General features: G+C 52.8%; 20 protein-coding genes. 7 read left to right on the forward strand and 13 right to left on the reverse strand.

All coding sequences use genetic code 11. The features are described 5' to 3' along the window. Positions 1-12 precede the first annotated feature (12 nt). From QET93_RS03005 to rsmA, 4 genes are all read right to left on the reverse strand, one after another. Positions 13-1,017 carry a hypothetical protein gene (locus QET93_RS03005; RefSeq protein ID WP_280125404.1) on the reverse strand — a complete coding sequence of 335 codons (1,005 nt, stop codon included), beginning with the start codon at positions 1,015-1,017 and terminating at the stop codon, positions 13-15. A gap of 64 nt (positions 1,018-1,081) precedes the next feature. Further along, positions 1,082-1,351, reverse strand: coding sequence for a hypothetical protein (locus QET93_RS03010; RefSeq protein WP_280125405.1), 270 nt, complete (start codon positions 1,349-1,351; stop codon positions 1,082-1,084). Between the two features lie 14 nt (positions 1,352-1,365). Further along, positions 1,366-1,827, reverse strand: a complete 462-nt coding sequence (locus QET93_RS03015; protein ID WP_280125406.1) for a hypothetical protein — start codon at positions 1,825-1,827, stop codon at positions 1,366-1,368. Beyond that, complete coding sequence (rsmA, locus tag QET93_RS03020) at positions 1,820-3,241, reverse strand: 16S rRNA (adenine(1518)-N(6)/adenine(1519)-N(6))-dimethyltransferase RsmA (RefSeq protein WP_280131400.1); 1,422 nt, start codon at positions 3,239-3,241, stop codon at positions 1,820-1,822. The genes QET93_RS03015 and rsmA overlap by 8 nt, the downstream gene beginning before the upstream one ends. Before the next feature lie 188 nt (positions 3,242-3,429). On the opposite strand from rsmA, the gene galE reads away from it, so the two are divergent. Then, complete coding sequence (galE, locus tag QET93_RS03025) at positions 3,430-4,419, forward strand: UDP-glucose 4-epimerase GalE (protein ID WP_280131399.1); 990 nt, start codon at positions 3,430-3,432, stop codon at positions 4,417-4,419. Between the two features lie 92 nt (positions 4,420-4,511). Here galE and QET93_RS03030 read toward each other — a convergent pair whose 3' ends face one another. From QET93_RS03030 to rplI, 4 genes are all read right to left on the reverse strand, one after another. After that, positions 4,512-5,189 (reverse strand): hypothetical protein, encoded by a 678-nt coding sequence (locus tag QET93_RS03030; protein WP_280131398.1) that lies wholly within the window; start codon positions 5,187-5,189, stop codon positions 4,512-4,514. A gap of 717 nt (positions 5,190-5,906) precedes the next feature. Beyond that, positions 5,907-6,800 carry an acetylglutamate kinase gene (gene argB, locus QET93_RS03035; protein WP_280125411.1) on the reverse strand — a complete coding sequence of 298 codons (894 nt, stop codon included), beginning with the start codon at positions 6,798-6,800 and terminating at the stop codon, positions 5,907-5,909. An 85-nt stretch (positions 6,801-6,885) separates the two neighbouring features. Then, positions 6,886-7,878 carry a magnesium transporter CorA family protein gene (locus QET93_RS03040; RefSeq protein WP_280125412.1) on the reverse strand — a complete coding sequence of 331 codons (993 nt, stop codon included), beginning with the start codon at positions 7,876-7,878 and terminating at the stop codon, positions 6,886-6,888. 195 nt (positions 7,879-8,073) lie between these two features. Continuing rightward, positions 8,074-8,571, reverse strand: coding sequence for a 50S ribosomal protein L9 (rplI, locus tag QET93_RS03045; RefSeq protein ID WP_280125413.1), 498 nt, complete (start codon positions 8,569-8,571; stop codon positions 8,074-8,076). Between the two features lie 260 nt (positions 8,572-8,831). On the opposite strand from rplI, the gene purH reads away from it, so the two are divergent. From purH to acpS, 3 genes are read left to right on the forward strand one after another with little or no spacing between them, the layout of a single operon-like run. Beyond that, on the forward strand, positions 8,832-10,379 hold the full coding sequence (gene purH / locus QET93_RS03050; RefSeq protein WP_280131397.1) for a bifunctional phosphoribosylaminoimidazolecarboxamide formyltransferase/IMP cyclohydrolase: 1,548 nt from the start codon (positions 8,832-8,834) through the stop codon (positions 10,377-10,379). 42 nt (positions 10,380-10,421) lie between these two features. Next, positions 10,422-11,162: a pyridoxine 5'-phosphate synthase gene (locus tag QET93_RS03055; protein ID WP_280131396.1), complete on the forward strand. Its 741-nt coding sequence runs from the start codon at positions 10,422-10,424 to the stop codon at positions 11,160-11,162. Between the two features lie 50 nt (positions 11,163-11,212). Further along, positions 11,213-11,599 carry a holo-ACP synthase gene (gene acpS / locus QET93_RS03060; protein WP_280125416.1) on the forward strand — a complete coding sequence of 129 codons (387 nt, stop codon included), beginning with the start codon at positions 11,213-11,215 and terminating at the stop codon, positions 11,597-11,599. A gap of 167 nt (positions 11,600-11,766) precedes the next feature. Here the strand turns inward: acpS and QET93_RS03065 are convergent, their stop codons facing one another. The 3 genes from QET93_RS03065 to QET93_RS03075 form a co-directional block, all read right to left on the reverse strand. Then, positions 11,767-11,871, reverse strand: a complete 105-nt coding sequence (locus QET93_RS03065) for a hypothetical protein (protein WP_012420149.1) — start codon at positions 11,869-11,871, stop codon at positions 11,767-11,769. A gap of 45 nt (positions 11,872-11,916) precedes the next feature. Then, the gene (hisG, locus tag QET93_RS03070; protein WP_280131395.1) at positions 11,917-12,792 is read right to left on the reverse strand and encodes an ATP phosphoribosyltransferase; all 876 of its coding nucleotides are present in this window, start codon (positions 12,790-12,792) and stop codon (positions 11,917-11,919) included. A gap of 66 nt (positions 12,793-12,858) precedes the next feature. Continuing rightward, the gene (locus QET93_RS03075; RefSeq protein ID WP_280125418.1) at positions 12,859-14,160 is read right to left on the reverse strand and encodes an aminopeptidase P N-terminal domain-containing protein; all 1,302 of its coding nucleotides are present in this window, start codon (positions 14,158-14,160) and stop codon (positions 12,859-12,861) included. Positions 14,161-14,327: 167 nt separating this feature from the next. On the opposite strand from QET93_RS03075, the gene raiA reads away from it, so the two are divergent. The 3 genes from raiA to QET93_RS03090 all read left to right on the forward strand — a co-directional run bounded on the left by raiA (position 14,328) and on the right by QET93_RS03090 (position 15,578). Further along, positions 14,328-14,930, forward strand: coding sequence for a ribosome-associated translation inhibitor RaiA (gene raiA / locus QET93_RS03080; protein ID WP_280125419.1), 603 nt, complete (start codon positions 14,328-14,330; stop codon positions 14,928-14,930). A 185-nt stretch (positions 14,931-15,115) separates the two neighbouring features. Beyond that, positions 15,116-15,241 carry a hypothetical protein gene (locus QET93_RS03085; protein ID WP_280125420.1) on the forward strand — a complete coding sequence of 42 codons (126 nt, stop codon included), beginning with the start codon at positions 15,116-15,118 and terminating at the stop codon, positions 15,239-15,241. Positions 15,242-15,452: 211 nt separating this feature from the next. Next, positions 15,453-15,578 (forward strand): hypothetical protein, encoded by a 126-nt coding sequence (locus QET93_RS03090; RefSeq protein WP_280125421.1) that lies wholly within the window; start codon positions 15,453-15,455, stop codon positions 15,576-15,578. Between the two features lie 268 nt (positions 15,579-15,846). On the opposite strand, the gene QET93_RS03095 is transcribed toward QET93_RS03090, so the two are convergent. Both QET93_RS03095 and QET93_RS03100 read right to left on the reverse strand, forming a co-directional pair. After that, a complete protein-coding gene (locus tag QET93_RS03095) occupies positions 15,847-16,812 on the reverse strand; it encodes an aldose epimerase family protein (protein ID WP_280131393.1) in 966 nt (321 codons plus the stop codon). A 24-nt stretch (positions 16,813-16,836) separates the two neighbouring features. Continuing rightward, on the reverse strand, positions 16,837-17,313 hold the full coding sequence (locus tag QET93_RS03100) for a hypothetical protein (RefSeq protein WP_280131392.1): 477 nt from the start codon (positions 17,311-17,313) through the stop codon (positions 16,837-16,839). Between the last annotated feature and the right edge of the window lie 77 nt (positions 17,314-17,390).

Here is a 17,390-nt window from a genome sequence, read left to right on the forward strand (position 1 = left end):
TTGCTTCCGTTCTCAGGCTTCTTCGGTCTGGGATTCGTCCGTATCTGCTTCGGCAGGTTGCTGGACGGGTGCGGGCCGTTGGTCCCGGGATTGGAATTTTTCAGCGTTTCTGCGGCGTGATTCTTCTTGCAGGAAGAATTCGGCCACGCGGAAGGCACGTTTGGCGGCTTCGCGGGATGTATTGTCATCCATCAGGGCAAGGCCTTCTTCCGTGACTTCTCCGAGGAAGATTTTCCATGCCTTTTTAGCGAGCTTTTTGGCGTTAATTCCGCGAGAATCCGACTGTTGTTGCGGTTGGCGCTGTTCTTCATTACCGTTGCCCCGCTGTTTATTGCGGTTGCGGCGGCGTTTGTTGCGTTTGCCGGCGCCGAGATCTCCTCCTCCTACTGTTTCGGGCTGGGCGAAGTAGCCGGCTTCCTGATCGGTTACTTCGGCATCAACCGTGGCAGTGCGGGGCTGTTCCTGGTGTTGCTGGGACTGTTGATGTTTGGGAGGGAAGGATTCCCGGCGAACCTTGATTTGATGTTTCTGTTGTTTCTGCGGCTGAGCAGAATCGTCGGAACGCTGTTCCGAAGCAACCGTGCTCTTGGGGGCCTGGACAGGAACTGCCTGGTTTTGAGGAGCCGGCTCCGGGGTTGCCGATGTTTCGGGAGCTTGCGTTTCGGATTGTGTCTGCTGGGGAGCCGGTTGTTTTCTCTGCCTGTTCTTTTTGGAGGGAGCGGCAGGGGCTGATTGAACCTTTTCCTGCGATGCCGTTTCGGCGGGGGCGGATTTGGTTTCAAGGGCGGTCACGGCAGCCTTGGTTGCCTTGTCGGCATCGGCTTTCTTCGTGGCGGCAACGGACTTGCGCGATGCAGTGGAGGACTTTGCTTCTTTTTTGGAAGCTGTGTCTTTCCCGGCAGCTTTCTTGTCAACCTTGGGAGCTTTTTCTTTAGCTGTCGTCGTGGTCTTGCGAGTCGCAGTCTTTTTGACCGGTTTTTCTTCCGGTGTGGCGGCTTCTGATGTTTTCTTGGCCATAAAATCTAGATAAGAAATATTATGGGTATTAAAGAGAAATGTCGAGCGTATATCCTGAAGCCCGTCAGTTCATGTCGCCGGATTCGTCAGGAAGCAGGGGAAGACTCTTTAATAATTTCTCGTATGATTTGATATCGAATGACTTGCCCGATATGAGCATATCGTTTCCGACGATGGCCAGGATTTGTGCCATCATGAAGAGAGCCTCATCTTCGTCCATGCCTTCCTTGAGAAGGCGGTCCAGTGTGTTTTTGACGAATGGAGGTTCGGCGTTATCCAACTGCGAGCGGACGGCAGGGATGAGGTCGGCAATGATGTCGTCGGGGATTTCCATGATGGCGGCGAGGGTTAGAATCCGCCCATTTGCTGGCGCAGGACTTTTTGGAGTTCTGTCTGGAAAGCTTGCAGGTCATCGTCGGTGGGTTCTCCGGAGATAGGAGCCCAGTCGATACGGCCCATTTTGTCGATGCTCCAAGTTCCCGTGTGACCGCTCTTGAAAGTAACTTTGCCGGTCAGCAAGGCATGAGGGGGGGTAATTTCGTCGATGGTGACCGAGGTTGATCCCGGGAGCGAAGGGGAGGTATTTCCGAGCGGTGTGTCGGTAGCATTGGCTGGCGATTCTTCCTCCTTCTTGGGCTGGATGAGCTGGATATCCAGATCCATAAGCAGGAAACGGGTGTCCATGTAGGTGATGCTGATGCCGAATTCCTGATTGATTTTTTTCTGAATCTGGTTCAGATCAAGCCCTTCGGCTGCCCATTGGCGCAGAAGTTCCGTTTGTTCCGGCGTAATATTTTTTGAATTAATCATAATACGGATTGTTTGAAGGTTGATGACTGGGGTGAGGAGGGGGGGATGGTTTGTTTTCGGACGGAACGGAGAGGTTTTGTCCTGCGGTCAGGAACAAATCCCAGCATTCCAGGAAGGAACCGGCGAAGTCTTGCGGTCTGCGTTGCATCCATGCCCGGATGGTGGCAACGGGCAGCCATTGGACGGCCTCGATTTCTGCTGCCGGGAATTTGATTTTTCCGGAATGTTCGGCGAGGTAGAGTTCTACGTGTTCCTGTCCGTTTTCTTCCGATGGGGGCAGGTGTCCGACGCGGAGCAGGGGAGCGTCGACAATGCCGAGTTCTTCCTGCAATTCCCGTCGGGCGGACTGGTTGTAGGTTTCTCCGGAATCGACATGCCCGGCGGCGGAAGAATCCCACACGGACGGATGGCGGTCTTTCCACGGAGAACGCTTCTGGAGCAGAATGTCTCCATGCTTGTTGCGGACGAAGATGTGGACGGCCCGGTGGATCATGCCTTCGTTATGAACGGCTTTGCGCGAGGCTTCTCCAACGACTATGTCGTGTACATCGACGATGCTGAGGAGTTCATCGTCTTTCTGGGGGATAGCAGCCAGGGGATGTGTATCGTACAGGGTGGACAGCTTGATCCATTGGGCCAGAGAGAGTTCTTCAGGCCTGGCTGTTTCCGGCACTCCGATGGCGGCGGCGACTTCGTTCCAGGGGGGGGCCTGGGGCAGTTGCTTTTTGATCTGCTTGCGCCTCTGGGCAAAGGCTTTCCGCATCAATTCGTCCAGGAGGCGGTCGTCGTAGGGGGGGAATTCCGCCGGGTCTCGGGGTGTGAGCAGCATGACGGTGGAGTCGATGCGGGGCCGCGGGTGGAAGGCTTCCGGGGGGATGGTTTTCAGGGCTTTGGGAATCCAATTCTTTTGAATTCTCAAGGAGAGGAGTCCGTAGGCATCGTCGCCGTCCGTTGCCAGAATGCGGTCGATGAATTCTTTTTGCAGCATGACGACAGCCCGGGAAACGGAGCTGGGTTTCGCAAGGAAATTCTGAAGGATGGCTCCTCCGGCGGAATAGGGGAGGTTGCCTAGAAACTTTACGGGGGCTTCGGCAAAGAGACCTCGGGGATCCCACGAGGCCCCGTCGGCATGGTGGACTTCCACATGCGGGGAATCCTGCCAACGTTCGCGCTGATAGGCCGCCAGACGGGCATCGAACTCGACGAGAACGAGTTTCCTGCATAGCGGGGCCACGTGTTCCGTCAGGGCACCCGTTCCCGGACCTACTTCCACAACGCAATCGCCGGGGGTGATTTCCAATTGATCCACGATCCAGCGGGCGACATTTTCATCCGTCAAAAAGTTTTGTCCGAGCGATTTGCTCGGCTTGACATCATGGTGATCGAGGACAGAACGGATATCCCGGGACTTCATAGCTGCGAGTATCCGTGATGTCCGTTCTAATCTCCAGCCAAATTCATGAGTTCAACCGGCTTGAGTGGGTGGACTGACATGGAAATCCCTCTACGATTGCCGAATTATCTCCGTCCGGGCGGCGGGATTGCGTTGACGCCCCGCCCCGGCAGAGTGCATAATGACCTCAGAACGAATTTTCTCTCACCATGAAAGTACTTGTGACCGGCGGCGCCGGATATATTGGTTCGCACACGGTGCGTCAGCTTGTGAAGGCGGGGCATGATGTGACGGTTCTTGACGATCTTTCCTACGGGCACCGTGAGGCCATTGTCGATCCCGAGGTCAAATTCGTCCGCGGTAATTTGGGAGATCCTTCCGTGGTCTATCCCCTGCTGATGGGCGCCGGTTTTGATGCCGTGATTCATTTTGCTGCTTTCATCGAAGTAGGAGAATCCGTCAAAGATCCGCTGAAGTATTACACGAATAACATCGCTCGTCCTCTCGTCCTTCTGGGCGCTATGAAGGATGCCGGCGTTAAGCGCTTTGTCTTTTCATCCACTTGTGCCACCTATGGTGTGCCATCTCAGATCCCGATTCCCGAAACGGAAAAGCAGGATCCTATCAACCCCTACGGCAGCTCCAAGTTTATGCTCGAACGCGTCTGCAAGGACTGTGACCGCGCCTGGGGGCTTAAGAGCGTGTTCCTTCGCTACTTCAACGCTTCCGGGGCCAGCCTGGACAGCATGATCGGTGAAGATCACTCTCCGGAAACGCATCTTATCCCGATCATCCTTCAGACATTGACCGGAGACCGCGAGTTCATCACTGTTTTCGGTACCGATTACGATACCCCGGACGGCACTTGCATCCGCGACTATATCCATGTTGATGATTTGGCCGACGCCCACCTGCGTGCTGTCGATTACCTCATGAAGGGAGGAGAAACCAACTGGTTCAACCTCGGTACCGGTATCGGTCTCTCCGTCAAGGAAATCATCGATATGGCCGAACAGGTTACCGGTAAAAAAGTTCCCGTCCAGTATGGAGACCGCCGAGAAGGCGATCCTGCCCGCCTCATTGCCAACCCCAAGAAGGCCAAGGACATCCTCGGATGGGAAGCCCGCTACAAGGATGCCAAGGCTGTCGTGGAAACCGCTTGGAAGTGGGCTACCGGTCCTTGCAACGGACACTTCTAAAGTCTCGGCTTTCAGTCGTTTTGCCAAAAGCCGTTCCTTCCATGTCGGAGGGAACGGCTTTTGAGATTAATTGGTAGCAAGGGAGCTATTGTTCAAAGGGCAGGAACAGGATCCATCTGCAGTTGGGGACTGTGCAGGATTTGTACTTCGGGACCGGAATGAACTGGCTTGAAGGCGGTGGGTTCGCAGGAGATATCCTTGGGTATTTCCAGGCTGATCTGAGCGTGGAATGTCGCTTCTTCCTTTTGACTGCCGCCTTTTGGAGTGTAGCGGCGTATGATGGTAGCACACGCGGTGGTGTTCTTCAGGGTAACTTGTGTCAGGGCATACCGTGGAATACTCCTGGATATGTCAGCTTCATTTTTTTCCATTTCGACATAGAGTTTTTTTGTATCAATGGCATAGGTTTTTCCTTGAGCCAGATCAATGATGAAAAACTCGGCTGTTGCATTGTCCGTCTGGTCTCCGATAAAGGCCATATTGAGCTTGTCGTTGACGAGGATTTTGTGTTCGGTATTGCCATCCGGAATCATGACGGAGATGTTTTTCCCATTCTGATTGCGGAAGGTGATTTGCTTGAAATATGCTTTCTGTCCGTCGGGGGCAGTATATTCCAAAGGAGTTGATGATTCGGATGTTCCAGGTGAAACCAGAATGCTCCATTGAGGGGACGTCTGAGTGTATGTAGAGGGATCGTTTTTCTGTGCACAAACGGCCTGGGATCCCAGAGGCAGAGCCAGAACGGCAACTAGGGCAATAGTGGTAGACATGATCGTTTTATTTTATTAAATTATTCATAATAAGCGGGTGACGGGAAATAGGGATTTCTCTCAACCCACTACTACAGTATTTGTTTATTTTTCCTAATGTCAATTTTTTTGCAGAAAACAGGTATTTGGTGGAATCTGTGCCAGATTTTAATCAGCGGTAAAATAAATTTTTCCAAAGAGTTGATTTGCTGACGAATTATACTATCCCTGACTATAGGATGATTCTGAAAGCGAATTTTTTGGTTCTTCGTAGGACTGTGTGGAAGTTTGTATTTTCATGGCCCTCTTTCTGTTGGAGTAGGTAAGAAGATGGCGGGAGACGGATAATGCTGTTGTTGTTTAATGAAGAAATATGGAAAACCTATGACAAGATAATCCGCATTGGCTGGGGGCCGTGTATTTGACATTGCCGTTTAATCTGCTCCTGCCGTCAGGATATTCGCGAAGAGTATTAGCGTTCGTCGCTAGTATATAAATGGAGCCCGAGGAACTGTCCCTTTTGCGGAGGAGGAGTGGGGAGCCAGAAAATCGGCGGGAAACTGTAATCTACCGGATTGGTAGACAAAATGAGTAAAGAAGAGCTTCAGCGTTTATTTGCTAAAAAATTGGGAAAATCATCATCGTTTTCATATCTGTCTCCACGCTGATGTTTTGCTTAGTTACAAGAAAAGCCGGGAGCTGGGGAGCTTCCGGCTTTTAGGATAGCATGTAGTTTTTTTAGCGTTGCTGGCGAATGATTTCTGTGCCGATGCCTTCGTTGGTGAAGATCTCCAGAAGAAGGCTGTGAGGGACTCTGCCGTCGACGAAGTGGACTTTGCGAACTCCGGCATTGAGGGCATCGACAGCGGAGCAGATCTTGGGAATCATGCCGCCTTTGACGGTTCCGTCCTCAATGAGCTCTAGGGCTTCAGAACGAGTCAGGGAGTTGATGAGGCTGGTGGGTTCACTGGGGTCCCTAAGGACACCGGGAACGTCGGAGATATAGATCAATTTGACGGGTTTGAGTTCTTTGGCAAGAGCTGCTGCTGCAAGGTCTGCATTGACGTTAAGAGATTTATGGGTTCCCAGTTCGCGGGCTAGAGGGGAAATGACCGGGGTGATCTCCATATCGAGGGCTTCCGTGATACGGGGCAGAAGGGAGCCAATGACATTGCCGACTTCTCCGATATCGATGGGGGTGCCGTTTTCGTCTTTTTCCTGTAGGCGTTCGCCGATGAAGATATCCGTACCGGGGATACCGACGGCTTTGCCTCCGAATTCACGCATGGTCTGGACGAGGCCAGGGTTAATGATTCCGGAGAGGGTACGTTCGACGATGGAGATGGCTTCGGGACTGGTGACGCGAAGGCCGTTGACGAAACGGGCTTCGAGGCCGGAGTCGGCCATGGCTTTGGAAATGGCCTTGCCTCCGCCGTGAACGACGACGGGATTGATGCCGAGTACTTCGAGCAAGACGATGTCTTTCAAGAGGATACGGACGAGATCGGGGTTATCCATGGCGCTGCCGCCGAATTTGATCAGGAAGATTTTGTTACGATAAGCCTGAAGATAGGGCAGGGCATTGACGACGACGGATGCTTTGTCAACGAGGCTTTCAAGAGTTTCGGGCATGATAGAAGGTAGGGAATGGTGTTGGTAAGATAAGTATAAAGAGCGGAAGCGGGCCGGATAGCGCTGTTGCGGTAGGGAGAATGGCTCAAATGAGTCTTCGCGCGCGGAAGTAGGCCAAGGGAAGGATGATGGAAATAGCCATGCCGAAGAGGGCAAAAAAGTAACCGTAGGAGGTTTCCAGTTCCGGCATGTTTTTGAAGTTCATCCCGTATACGCTGGCAATGAGCGTAGGGGGCATGAAGATGACGGAAGCGACGGTGAAGATTTTGACGATTTCGTTTTGCTCGATGTTGATGAGTCCGAGGACGGCGTCGAGCATGAAGTTGACGTTGCCGGAGAGGAAGGTGGCGTATTCGGAAAGGGAGGATACGTCGCGGCTCAGCGGGCGCAGTTTGACGTAGAGGTTGGTACCGGAATCGTCGTAGGCTTCCTGGTTGCTGGCGAAGGTAAGGAGGCGCAGCAGGTTGACGAGGCAGTCTCGCTGCCGGGTCAGAAGGTCGCCGACGCGGCCGAGATCCTGGAGGATGAGGCGGAGGGTACTGGTTGCCGGGGTTTTCTTGCGGCGTCCTCCTTCGGTTTCCTGCCGGGAGAAGATGGTTTTTGAGAGGCGGTCGAGTTCGGCTCCGAAACGTTCGAGAACGTCTGCCTGACGGTCGACAATGGTTTCTAGGAGACCGATGAAGACTTGGTCTCGCGAGATTTCCGAACGACGCAGGAGCTGGTGAGAGAAGACGCGAAACGAGTAAGAATCCGAATGGCGAATGGTGATGATGCGCGGTCCGATCAGAACGAAGGTAATTTCAGACAAGGAGGGGGATTCCGTGTCGACACGGCTCAGGACGGTAGTCGTCATGAAACGGGCTCCGTCTTCCGAGTAGAGACGGCTAGTGGCCTCAATCTCGCGCATTTCATCGTAGGTCGGCATTTCAATGCCGAAGAGGCTCTCGGTGTAGCGGATTTCGTCCTGATCCGGAGTGAGGAGATCCACCCAGAAGATGGATTCAAAATCAAGTTCCTCCACGTCCACATTGGTGGTGCGGTCGATTCCGTTGTCGGTCTGTCGATAAATCCGGATCATACGAACGTGGGCGGAGCCCAGGGTTGATGTGAGGCTCTTGGAAAGACGATTGCGGAGGCACGATACTTTCCTGTCGTGTATTATGACTCCGATTGCGTGAAATGGGAAGGAAAAACAGGTGAATGAGAAAGGAAAAAGCCTCTGTCCCGTATGAACGGAAACAGAGGCTTGGAAAAGGTAATGAAAACGGAGCCTTTATTCGGCGGCTGCTTCGGGAGCAGGGGCGGGGGCGTTTTCGGCGCCTTCGACCTTGACGTTGACCTTAAGGATAGCGGTTACCTGAGTGTGCAGTTTGACGGATACTTCGTGCAGACCACCTTGCTTGATGGGTTTTTCGATGTCGATCATGCGGCGATCGATTTCGACACCCTTGGCAGCAAGAGCTTCCTGGATATTGTGGTTGGTAATAGCACCGAATGTCTTGCCGTCCTGACCGGATTCCAGATTGAGGTCAAGGGAAAGAGCGTTAATCTTTTTGGCGACTTCTTCAGCAGCAGCCTTTTCAGCGGCTTCGCGTTCGGCACGCTTGGCCTTGAGGCTGGTGATAAAACGCTTGTTGGAATTGGTGGCTTCGTAGGCGAGGCCCTTGGGGATAAGACAGTTGCGGCCATAGCCAGCCTTAACAGTCACGAGATCGGCTTCTGCGCCGAGCCCTTCGATCTTTGTTGCGAGAATAACTTCCATCGTTGCCATGGCTAAAAAAACGTATTTGTGAGCGGTTGAATTAGGTTGAAATCGATGTAATGTCAAGCGAAGAGTGTAAAAAAGACGAATTATGAGGCGATTTGTCCCGATTTGAGGGGTAAATCCGGCAGCTTTCCTTACGCGCGATGACAGGAGTGAAACATATTGCGCTTGCGTCCGGGGGGGGGAGTGGGTAGGGAAAGGAGTCGGGCTTGGCGCATTTGCATGAAGTCGTGCGGCGGGAGTCCGGCAATAGAGATTTAATACCTATGGCTATTCAACGCGCACTAATTTCCGTGTCCGACAAGACGGGTCTGGATGTATTCGCCAAGGGACTCCACGAGATGGGAGTCGAACTTATTTCCACGGGAGGGACTTGCAAGTTCCTGAAGGATCTGGGACTTCCCGTGATAGAAATTTCGGACTATACGGGGGAACCCGAATTATTCGAAGGCCGTTTGAAGACGTTGCATCCGATGGTTCATGGCGGGCTTTTGCAGCGTCGTGACAGCGAAGAACACCAGCGGCAGGCTCAGGAACATGGCATCAAGCCTATTGATCTTGTCTGTGTGAATCTGTATCCGTTCGAACAGACGGTGGCCAAGCCCGATGTGACGCTTGAGGAAGCCATTGAGAAGATCGACATCGGCGGTCCATCGATGCTCCGTTCTGCTGCCAAGAATTATTCGGCCGTGACGGTTGTATCCGATCCTGCCGATTATGACCGGATTCTGGATGAAATGCAGACGCATAAGGGAGAGACGACCCTCAAGACGCGTGAGAGTCTTGCCATCAAGGTGTTCATGCGTACGTCCAAGTACGACAATGCGATCTCCAATTTTCTCGGTCACAAGAATGAGGAATGCACGGGCGGCAATTTCTCCATTTGCCTGCCTCTCTACCAGAAACTTCGCTACGGCGACAATCCCCACCAGTCTGCCAGCCTGTATGGTAACTTCGGCGATATTTTCAACCAGTTGCAAGGCAAGGAGTTGTCCTATACGAATGTACTCGATATCGAAGGCGCGGCAACGCTGATTTCCCAGTTTAACCGGCCGACGGTCGGTATTCTCAAGCACATGAATCCTTGCGGCGTCGGCCAGGATGACGAAGATCTCCGTACTGCCTGGCAGAAAGCTTATGAAACAGACACTCAGGCTCCCTTCGGCGGCGTGATTGTGATGAATCGCCCGATGACGGAAAGTCTTGCCCGCGTGGTAGGAGCCATCTTCACGGACGTGATTATTGCTCCAGACTATGATGCTGAGGCCCGGGCTATCCTGCAGAAAAAGAAAAACTGCCGCATTATCCGCCTTAATGTCGAAGCCTGGCAGAAGGCCAGTAAGGAACCGATCATCCGTTCTGCTCCCGGCGGACTGATGGTAATGGACCGCGACTATGACGTGCGGGGACTGGATAATCTGGAAGCCAAGGTCGTGACAAAACGTCCTCCTACGGAAGAAGAGCTTAAAGCCATGCGTTTCAGCTGGAAGGTTGTCAAGCAGGTACATTCCAACGCTATTGTGTTCGGTTCGTCCGACCGTACGCTTGGCATCGGCGCCGGACAAATGAGCCGCGTGGATTCTGTCCGCATTGCTATCTGGAAAGCTCAGCAGGCGGGTCTCAATCTCAAGGGCAGTGTCATTGCCTCGGATGCCATGTTCCCGTTTGCAGATGGTCTCCAGGCCGCCATTGACGCCGGCGTGACCGCTTGCATTCAACCGGGAGGCTCCATCCGTGACGAAGAGGTGATTGCCGCTGCAGATGCCGCCGGCATTGCCATGGTGTTCACGGGCGTTCGCCATTTCCTTCATTAATCAACCCGATTTAACGATCAATTCCTATCCCCTCTGACTGCAATGATTCTTCTTGGTGTCAATATCGACCATATCGCCACGCTGAGACAAGCGCGTTACGCAACGATGCTGGATTCCTTCAATGCGGAACCCAGCGTGCTGGAAGCTGCTTTTGCAGCCCAGAGGGGAGGGGCGGATTCCATCACTCTGCATGTGCGCGGTGATCGCCGCCATATGCAGGATGCCGATGCCTTCCTCGTTCGTAGGGAAGTCTCTCTTCCCCTGAATCTGGAAATGGGCAATACTCCGGAAATGGTAGATCTGGCCTTGAGACTCAAGCCGGATTATGTTTGCATGGTGCCGGAGTCGCGCGAGGAAATTACGACGGAAGGCGGTTTGGATGCCGTCCTCCATTTCAACGAACTGGCTCCCTCCATCCGCAAGATGGCGGATGCGGGCATTCAGGTCAGCCTGTTTATTGATCCCGAAATAGCCCAGATTGAAGCTGCTGCCCGCCTTGGTGTTCCCATGGTGGAGTTGCATACGGGATGTTTTGCCAATCACTTCGGTGACGAACGGGGGTCGGAGATTGCCCGGTTGTGCGAGTCAGCGGAGGCGGCCCGCAGTGCCGGAATCCTTGTCAATGCCGGACACGGCATTAATTACTCCAATCTCGCCGATCTGGTGGCTGTTCCCCATTTGCATGAATTGAATATCGGACACACGATTGTGAGCCGGGCTCTTTCCGTTGGCATGGAACAAGCCGTGTGCGAGATGAAGAGTGAAATGACTCGTCTGTTTTAATATTACGGGAGGGGGCTTTTTCCCTCTCCTTTTTTGCTTCTGGAAAGATTATGGGAAGAAACGTTGTCGCTATCGGCCTTGATCTTGTCGATCTCGAACGGATTGACAAAGCTTTCTCCCGCTCCGGAAAGGCATTTGCCGCTCGTTTGTGTACGCCAGGCGAGCTTGAATACTGTTTTGCCAGGGAGAACCCCGTACCATCCCTGGCCGCCCGTTTTGCGGCCAAAGAGGCTGTTTCTAAAGCTTTGGGTACAGGGATTGGCGTTGCCTGCGGTTTGCGGGATGTAGAAGTTGTGATGTCTCCGGCAGGGAGGCCGGAGATTGTCTTGCATGGTGCGGCTCGTCAAACGGCTGAGGGATTAGGCATTGCCGGCTGGTCGTTGAGTCTGACCCATTCCCGGACGGCTGCTGCTGCGGTGGCTCTTGCCTTTGCGTGAGAGCTATTCGATATGCCGTGATTTGAATGGATTGATTTCCTTGGGGCTCGGTTGTGGTTGAGGAAAACGAAAACGGCGCCCATGAAAATGGACGCCGGAAGTTTTTCCGAGATAAATGATGACGGAAGGCAGTTTGCAGCCCTTGAAACAGCGTATGAAACGCGTGCTTAGGACTTGTAACGCAAACGCTTCTTGTGACGGTTCTGGCGCATGCGCTTGCTGCGCTTGTGCTTATTGATCTTTGCTTTACGGCGTTTTTTCAGCGATCCCATGATGGTGGTTCGTTATGTTTGTTTCTTATGATGAGAAAAGGTCCTTTAGTACACCAGCTTGCTGAGCGGGTATTCAATGATGCCTTCCGCACCGAGAGATTTCAGCTGCGGAATAATATCGCGAACGACGGCTTCGTCAATGACCGTTTCCACGGCGACCCAACCTTCTTCCGTCAGAGGGGAGACGGTGGGGCGGCGAAGGGACGGGAGGCACTCGGTCAATTGAGCCAGGGAGGCGCTGGGCAGGTTCATTTTGAGACCGACCTTGTTGCGGGCTTCCAGAGCACCCTTGAGAAGCATGACCATATTTTCCAGTTTCTCGCGCTTTTCGGGATCCTGCATGGTTTCCTTGTTGGCGATGAACTGGGGGTAGGAGTGCATCAAGGTGTCGACGATGCGAAGCTTGTTGGCCTTGAGGGAACTGCCGGTCTCCGTGATATCCACGATGGCGTCCACAAGTTCGGGGACTTTGACTTCGGTGGCTCCCCAGGAGAATTCGACGTGAGCCTTGATTCCTTTTTCTTCCAGCCAGCGTTCCGTGATGCCGACTCCTTCCGTCGCGATGCGCTTACCCTGGAGGTCTTCTGCGCAACGGATCGGGGAATCTTCAGGGACGACGAGCACCCAGCGCGTAGGCTTGGAGGTGGCTTTGGAATATTGGAGGTCAGTCAAGACTTCGATATCGGCCTTGTTTTCGTAGATCCAGTCTTTTCCGGTAATACCGCAGTCAATGAATCCGTCATTGACGTAACGGCCGATTTCCTGGGCGCGGATCAGAAAAATGTCAAGGGAGTCATCGTCGGATGTGGGGCGATAACCTCGGCTGGACACGTAGATATTGTATCCGGCTTTGCGGAACAATTCTACCGTGGCATCCTGAAGGCTACCCTTGGGGAGAGCGAATTTGATCTTTTTTGACATGACAGGAAGACAGATGGAACTCCGAAGAGTCCTATCTGTCAAGGGAAGAACGGTTCATGTCCGGATTTATTCCGCCATCCATTTTTCGATTTCGTCCGCATCAAGGGGGACCTGGGCGAGTAAATCGGTATTGGATTCTTCGCCGATGAGGACATCTGTTTCCAGACGGATGCCGATGCCTTCCTCCCGGATGTAGATGCCGGGTTCGATGGTGAAGACCATGTTTGCCTGAAGTACGGGCTGAGGGTCTCCAACGTCGTGGACATCAAGGCCCAGCGAGTGGGAAACCCCATGCATGAAATAACGGCGGACGGCGGGCGGATCTTCCGGCTTTTCAGCCAGGTCTTCGGGGGTCAGCAGCCCCAGGGTGACGAGTTCGTTGCCGACGAAGACACGGACGAGACGTTCGTATTCTTTTTTATCAATGCCCGGGCGCAAGATCTGCATGGCATACTTCATGGCATTGTGTACGGCATTGTAGACGGCTTTCTGACGAGGGGTGAAACGTCCGTTGACAGGGACGGTTCGGGTCATATCTCCATTGTAGTTGCCGTATTCGGCACCGATGTCGAGAAGGACAAGGTCCCCGTCCCGACAAATCTGGTCGTTGACAATGTAGTGAAGGACGCAGGAGTTGTCCCCGGAAGCGATAATTGGCAGGAAGGAGAATTTGCGGGCGCCGCGGCGAAGGTATTCGTAGGAAAGGATTGCTTCTATTTCCCATTCTCCCATGCCCGGTTTGAGGGCTTTGAGGAGGGATTTGAAGCCTTCTCCCGTGATATCGCATGCCATTTTAATGTATTCGATCTCGACAGGCTTCTTGATGAGGCGCATGTCGCCGAGAATGGGATAGATATTGGCGTATTCGGCTTCAGGGAATTTGGATTTGAGTTCCGAAGCGAGGCGGACATTGCGGGTCTGGACGGGGCTGGTGCAGCGCGGGTGCTGGTTTTCTTCCAGATAGACGGTAGAGGCGGCGGGTACGAGTTGTTCGATCAGCGCGTCATATTCCGTGGTCCAGCGGACATCCCGAATGCCGCTGAGTTCCGAGCCTTGTTCCCGTTTGAGTCGGGCTCCTTCCCAGATGGCAATCTGGTCGTTTGTTTCACGAAGGAAAAGAGTGTCTTGATGGGAACCATTGGCGCCGATAGCCATGACGAGAACCGTTTCTTCCTGGTCGATTCCGCAGAGATAGAACAGGTTGGCATTCTGATGCAAAGCCATGGTCCCATCGGCATTGGTGGGATATACATCGTTGGAGTGGATAATCAACAAGCTCCCTGCCGGAAGTTTGGAGGCGAGTTCATCTCTGTTTTCCTGAAAAAATGCTGCTGGGATGGGCTGGTATTTCATGATGGATATGAGCATGGATTTCTCAGGCGGATTGTCAATCTCGTCCCGAAAAAAATGTGTTCGTATGGCGGTATTTTCTTACCGTATGCCAAAGGAAATCTTGCAAAAGGAATTTTTTACTGTATATCCTATGAGTTGCGGGTGGACCCGCATTTTAACCAATATAGAAAGAGGTAAACGCCATGCAAAAGGTAAACGTCAATATACCCATTACCGTCACTGGGCGCCATGTAGAAGTAACTGATGCTATCCGTGAGTTCGTCGTGAAGAAGATTGAGGGGATACGCATCGATTCGCCGAAGATTTTAGAAGTCAAAGTTGTGCTGGATATTCAGCGCGACAGGCAAATTGCTCAAATTATCCTGTTTTGTTCCAATCATATCACGATTGACGCTTCCACGGAAGGTACGGATATGTATGCCGCCATTGATGAGACAGTCACCAAGGTCATGCGCCGTATGCGTAAGCATAAGACACGCATTATGAAGGGATTCCGTCCTCATCACCAGGAAAGCATCCGCCATCTTCCGGAAGGCATCTACGAAGCTGATGTCTTGGAAGAGACTCCGGAAGAACCCAAGGAAGAACCGGAACCCATGCTTATCCATCGCGAAGGGTACACCCTGCGTACACTCTTCAAGGAAGAGGCTATTATGGATATGGAACTCAACGATAAACCATTCGTGTTGTACCGCAATGCGCGCCGCAACGTGCTTCAGATCGTGTACCGTCGTCCCGACGGCGACTATGCCATTGTCGAGCTGGGTGAAAGCATCCAGGCCTAATTGAAACGAAAATAAAAATTACGGAGGGAGAGGTGTCGGACGGGCACCTCTCCTTTTTTATGAATAACAGTTAAGAACATGTAAAATGCGCTTGATTTCACGCCATGAGGATCTTATTCTTTACACTAGATCCTGCGGTCGACGTCAGGATCTTTAGTATTAACTGATAATAATTAATTCGAATTATGAAAAACATCGCTATCCTTGCTTTCGCCGGTGCGGCCCTCGTGGTTGCTTCCTGCAGCCAGCAGCAGCAGGTTACTCCTCCCGTTAATCCCATTCCTCAGGTGCAAGTCGTCAAGGGCAAGTAAATTCTGATGCGGGCGGAGTCGGAAACGAATGCCCTCCTCGTTCTCATTTTTTACAATTCGACGCGTTCGGTGATGCCGGGCGCGTTTTTTATTTATGTCACTAGTATTGAAAATACACTTGATTTCATATTGGGCGTGTTTATACTCCGCGGCAGTGATCCAGCGCGTGGCGTTGGGTTCCAGTAACATAAACTGATAATCAATTCGAATTATGAAGAACATCGCTATCCTCGCTTTCGCTGGCGCCGCCCTCGTGGTCGCCTCCTGCAGCCAGCAGCAGCAACAGCCTGCTCCTACGCCGGCTCCCGCTCCCGTCGTTGTCCAGAAGGGCAAGTAAATTCTGATTGCAGAAGGGCTGGCTTCTAGCGAGGTTCTTCTGCCTTCTTTATTTATCACTGATATTTTTCACGCGTCCGGTTTTCCGGGCGCGTTTTTTGTTTTCTCTCCGGGGGAAAGAAACTGGCGTGACGAAATGCCGCTTAAGAGAATGGTGAGTATTTCGAAGGAAGGAGGACGATGTCCTCTGGTTCAGCGAAATGAAAAAGCCGTTTCCTGCTGGTGGAGGAAACGGCTTTGGAAAATGGGGAATGGTGTGAGCGGGAGGGTCAGACCAAAGTCCAGGTGATGGTACGGAGGGCGGATTGTCCCGGTCTCAGAACGATACTTGGAAAGTGGGGAATGTTGATGGCATTCGGGAATCCCTGCGCTTCCAGAGCAATCCCGTGGCGAGGTTGGGGGAGGTAATCGCCGGTGTAAACCTGCAGACCTGGGGCATCGGTAGCGATAACCATTTTTCTGCCTGAAGCAGGACATCGGAGGATGGCTGCTACTTGTTCTCCCCCTTCGCTGGGAAGGACGTAATTGTGGTCGTATCCTCCGGCTATTTCCGGGTTGGCGGGGGAATTGCATTCTCCGAGAAGGCCGGGTTTGCGGAGGTCGAATGGCGTATGGACTACCGGCAGAATACGGCCATCAGGGATGCCGGTATCGTCTTTGGGGGTGTAGGCCGTTGCCCGAACTTCCAGGGTGTGGTTGTCAATGGTGCCGTTACCGTTGAGGTTCCAATAGACGTGGTTCGTCAGGTTGACGATGGTTGGGATGTCGGTGGTGTAGGCTTCCAGTTTGAGCTCAAGAGTGGTTTCTTCCAGCCGATAGGTTGCTACGATTTCAAGATTACCGGGGTAGTTTTCTTCTCCGTCGGAGGAGTGGAGAGTCAACACTAGTTTCTTGTCTGTCGCCTCCTGGATATCCCAGATTTTAGAGTCGAATCCTTCCAGCCCTCCGTGCAAATGGTTAGGGGCATTGTTGACGGCGAGCTGGTGGGAATTTCCATCAAGAGAGAACTTTCCCTTCTCGATTCGATTGGCGACGCGTCCGCAGATAGCGCCGCAGTAACAGGTATCCCGGAGCATGGCATCAAAGGTTTTGGGCCCGCAGGTCATATCAATCCCGTCTTTGCAGACGGAAATGATACGTCCTCCGTAATTGGTAATGCGGACTGACAGCAAATCGGACTTCAATTCATGAATATCCACGCTGCGACCATCGGGAAGTGTGCCAAATGATGCCATGTGATTCGGGAATACCGTGTGCTGTTAATAGAGAGGAACGATGCGGGAACCGGTGGAACCCATCAGAACCTGGACGCGCTGGCCGACTGTAATCGGACGGCGGGAGTCATATTCCTGAACAACGGAGACAGAGCGCTTGCTGCCGTCAAGACGGACGGTGATACGCACGCCGTTCTTTTCGGAAACAGCCTTGTCGATCTGGTTGCCGATCAAACCTCCAAGGATGACTCCGCCGGCGGAAGTGGCGTACTTGGCATTGCCTCCGCCGAGCATGGCTCCGCCGAGGCCGCCTGTAACTGCTCCAATAGCGGTACCGGTGTTGGCATTATTGGCCTGGATGGCGACCTTTTCAATGTTGGTGACAACGCCTTCGACTGCTTCTTGCGTGGCGCCGATCTGGTTTTCCTTGTAGGTATTGGTGGCGCCGTATGGATCCGAGCAGGAAGTCAGGGAAACCGCGAGGGCCATGGCCGATATTGCAATGATGGAATGAGGTTTCATATCTCTTAATATATGGGGTTATTTTGTTGTGGAATCAAGGAGAAGATCTCCTATGACAGGATAGGTGACGAGGTTCT

The sequence above is a fragment of the Akkermansia sp. N21116 genome (assembly GCF_029854705.2).
Classification (GTDB): Bacteria; Verrucomicrobiota; Verrucomicrobiia; order Verrucomicrobiales; family Akkermansiaceae; genus Akkermansia.

Bases quoted from the DNA above. Each gene is read 5' to 3' on its own strand.
- QET93_RS03005 (WP_280125404.1), bottom strand. From the start codon at position 1,017: ATGGCCAAGAAAACATCAGAAGCCGCCACACCGGAAGAAAAACCGGTC.
- QET93_RS03010 (WP_280125405.1), bottom strand. From the start codon at position 1,351: ATGGAAATCCCCGACGACATCATTGCCGACCTCATCCCTGCCGTCCGC.
- QET93_RS03015 (WP_280125406.1), bottom strand. From the start codon at position 1,827: ATGATTAATTCAAAAAATATTACGCCGGAACAAACGGAACTTCTGCGC.
- rsmA (WP_280131400.1), bottom strand. From the start codon at position 3,241: ATGAAGTCCCGGGATATCCGTTCTGTCCTCGATCACCATGATGTCAAG.
- galE (WP_280131399.1), top strand. From the start codon at position 3,430: ATGAAAGTACTTGTGACCGGCGGCGCCGGATATATTGGTTCGCACACG.
- QET93_RS03030 (WP_280131398.1), bottom strand. From the start codon at position 5,189: ATGTCTACCACTATTGCCCTAGTTGCCGTTCTGGCTCTGCCTCTGGGA.
- argB (WP_280125411.1), bottom strand. From the start codon at position 6,800: ATGCCCGAAACTCTTGAAAGCCTCGTTGACAAAGCATCCGTCGTCGTC.
- QET93_RS03040 (WP_280125412.1), bottom strand. From the start codon at position 7,878: ATGATCCGGATTTATCGACAGACCGACAACGGAATCGACCGCACCACC.
- rplI (WP_280125413.1), bottom strand. From the start codon at position 8,571: ATGGCAACGATGGAAGTTATTCTCGCAACAAAGATCGAAGGGCTCGGC.
- purH (WP_280131397.1), top strand. From the start codon at position 8,832: ATGGCTATTCAACGCGCACTAATTTCCGTGTCCGACAAGACGGGTCTG.
- QET93_RS03055 (WP_280131396.1), top strand. From the start codon at position 10,422: ATGATTCTTCTTGGTGTCAATATCGACCATATCGCCACGCTGAGACAA.
- acpS (WP_280125416.1), top strand. From the start codon at position 11,213: ATGGGAAGAAACGTTGTCGCTATCGGCCTTGATCTTGTCGATCTCGAA.
- QET93_RS03065 (WP_012420149.1), bottom strand. From the start codon at position 11,871: ATGGGATCGCTGAAAAAACGCCGTAAAGCAAAGATCAATAAGCACAAG.
- hisG (WP_280131395.1), bottom strand. From the start codon at position 12,792: ATGTCAAAAAAGATCAAATTCGCTCTCCCCAAGGGTAGCCTTCAGGAT.
- QET93_RS03075 (WP_280125418.1), bottom strand. From the start codon at position 14,160: ATGCTCATATCCATCATGAAATACCAGCCCATCCCAGCAGCATTTTTT.
- raiA (WP_280125419.1), top strand. From the start codon at position 14,328: ATGCAAAAGGTAAACGTCAATATACCCATTACCGTCACTGGGCGCCAT.
- QET93_RS03085 (WP_280125420.1), top strand. From the start codon at position 15,116: ATGAAAAACATCGCTATCCTTGCTTTCGCCGGTGCGGCCCTCGTGGTT.
- QET93_RS03090 (WP_280125421.1), top strand. From the start codon at position 15,453: ATGAAGAACATCGCTATCCTCGCTTTCGCTGGCGCCGCCCTCGTGGTC.
- QET93_RS03095 (WP_280131393.1), bottom strand. From the start codon at position 16,812: ATGGCATCATTTGGCACACTTCCCGATGGTCGCAGCGTGGATATTCAT.
- QET93_RS03100 (WP_280131392.1), bottom strand. From the start codon at position 17,313: ATGAAACCTCATTCCATCATTGCAATATCGGCCATGGCCCTCGCGGTT.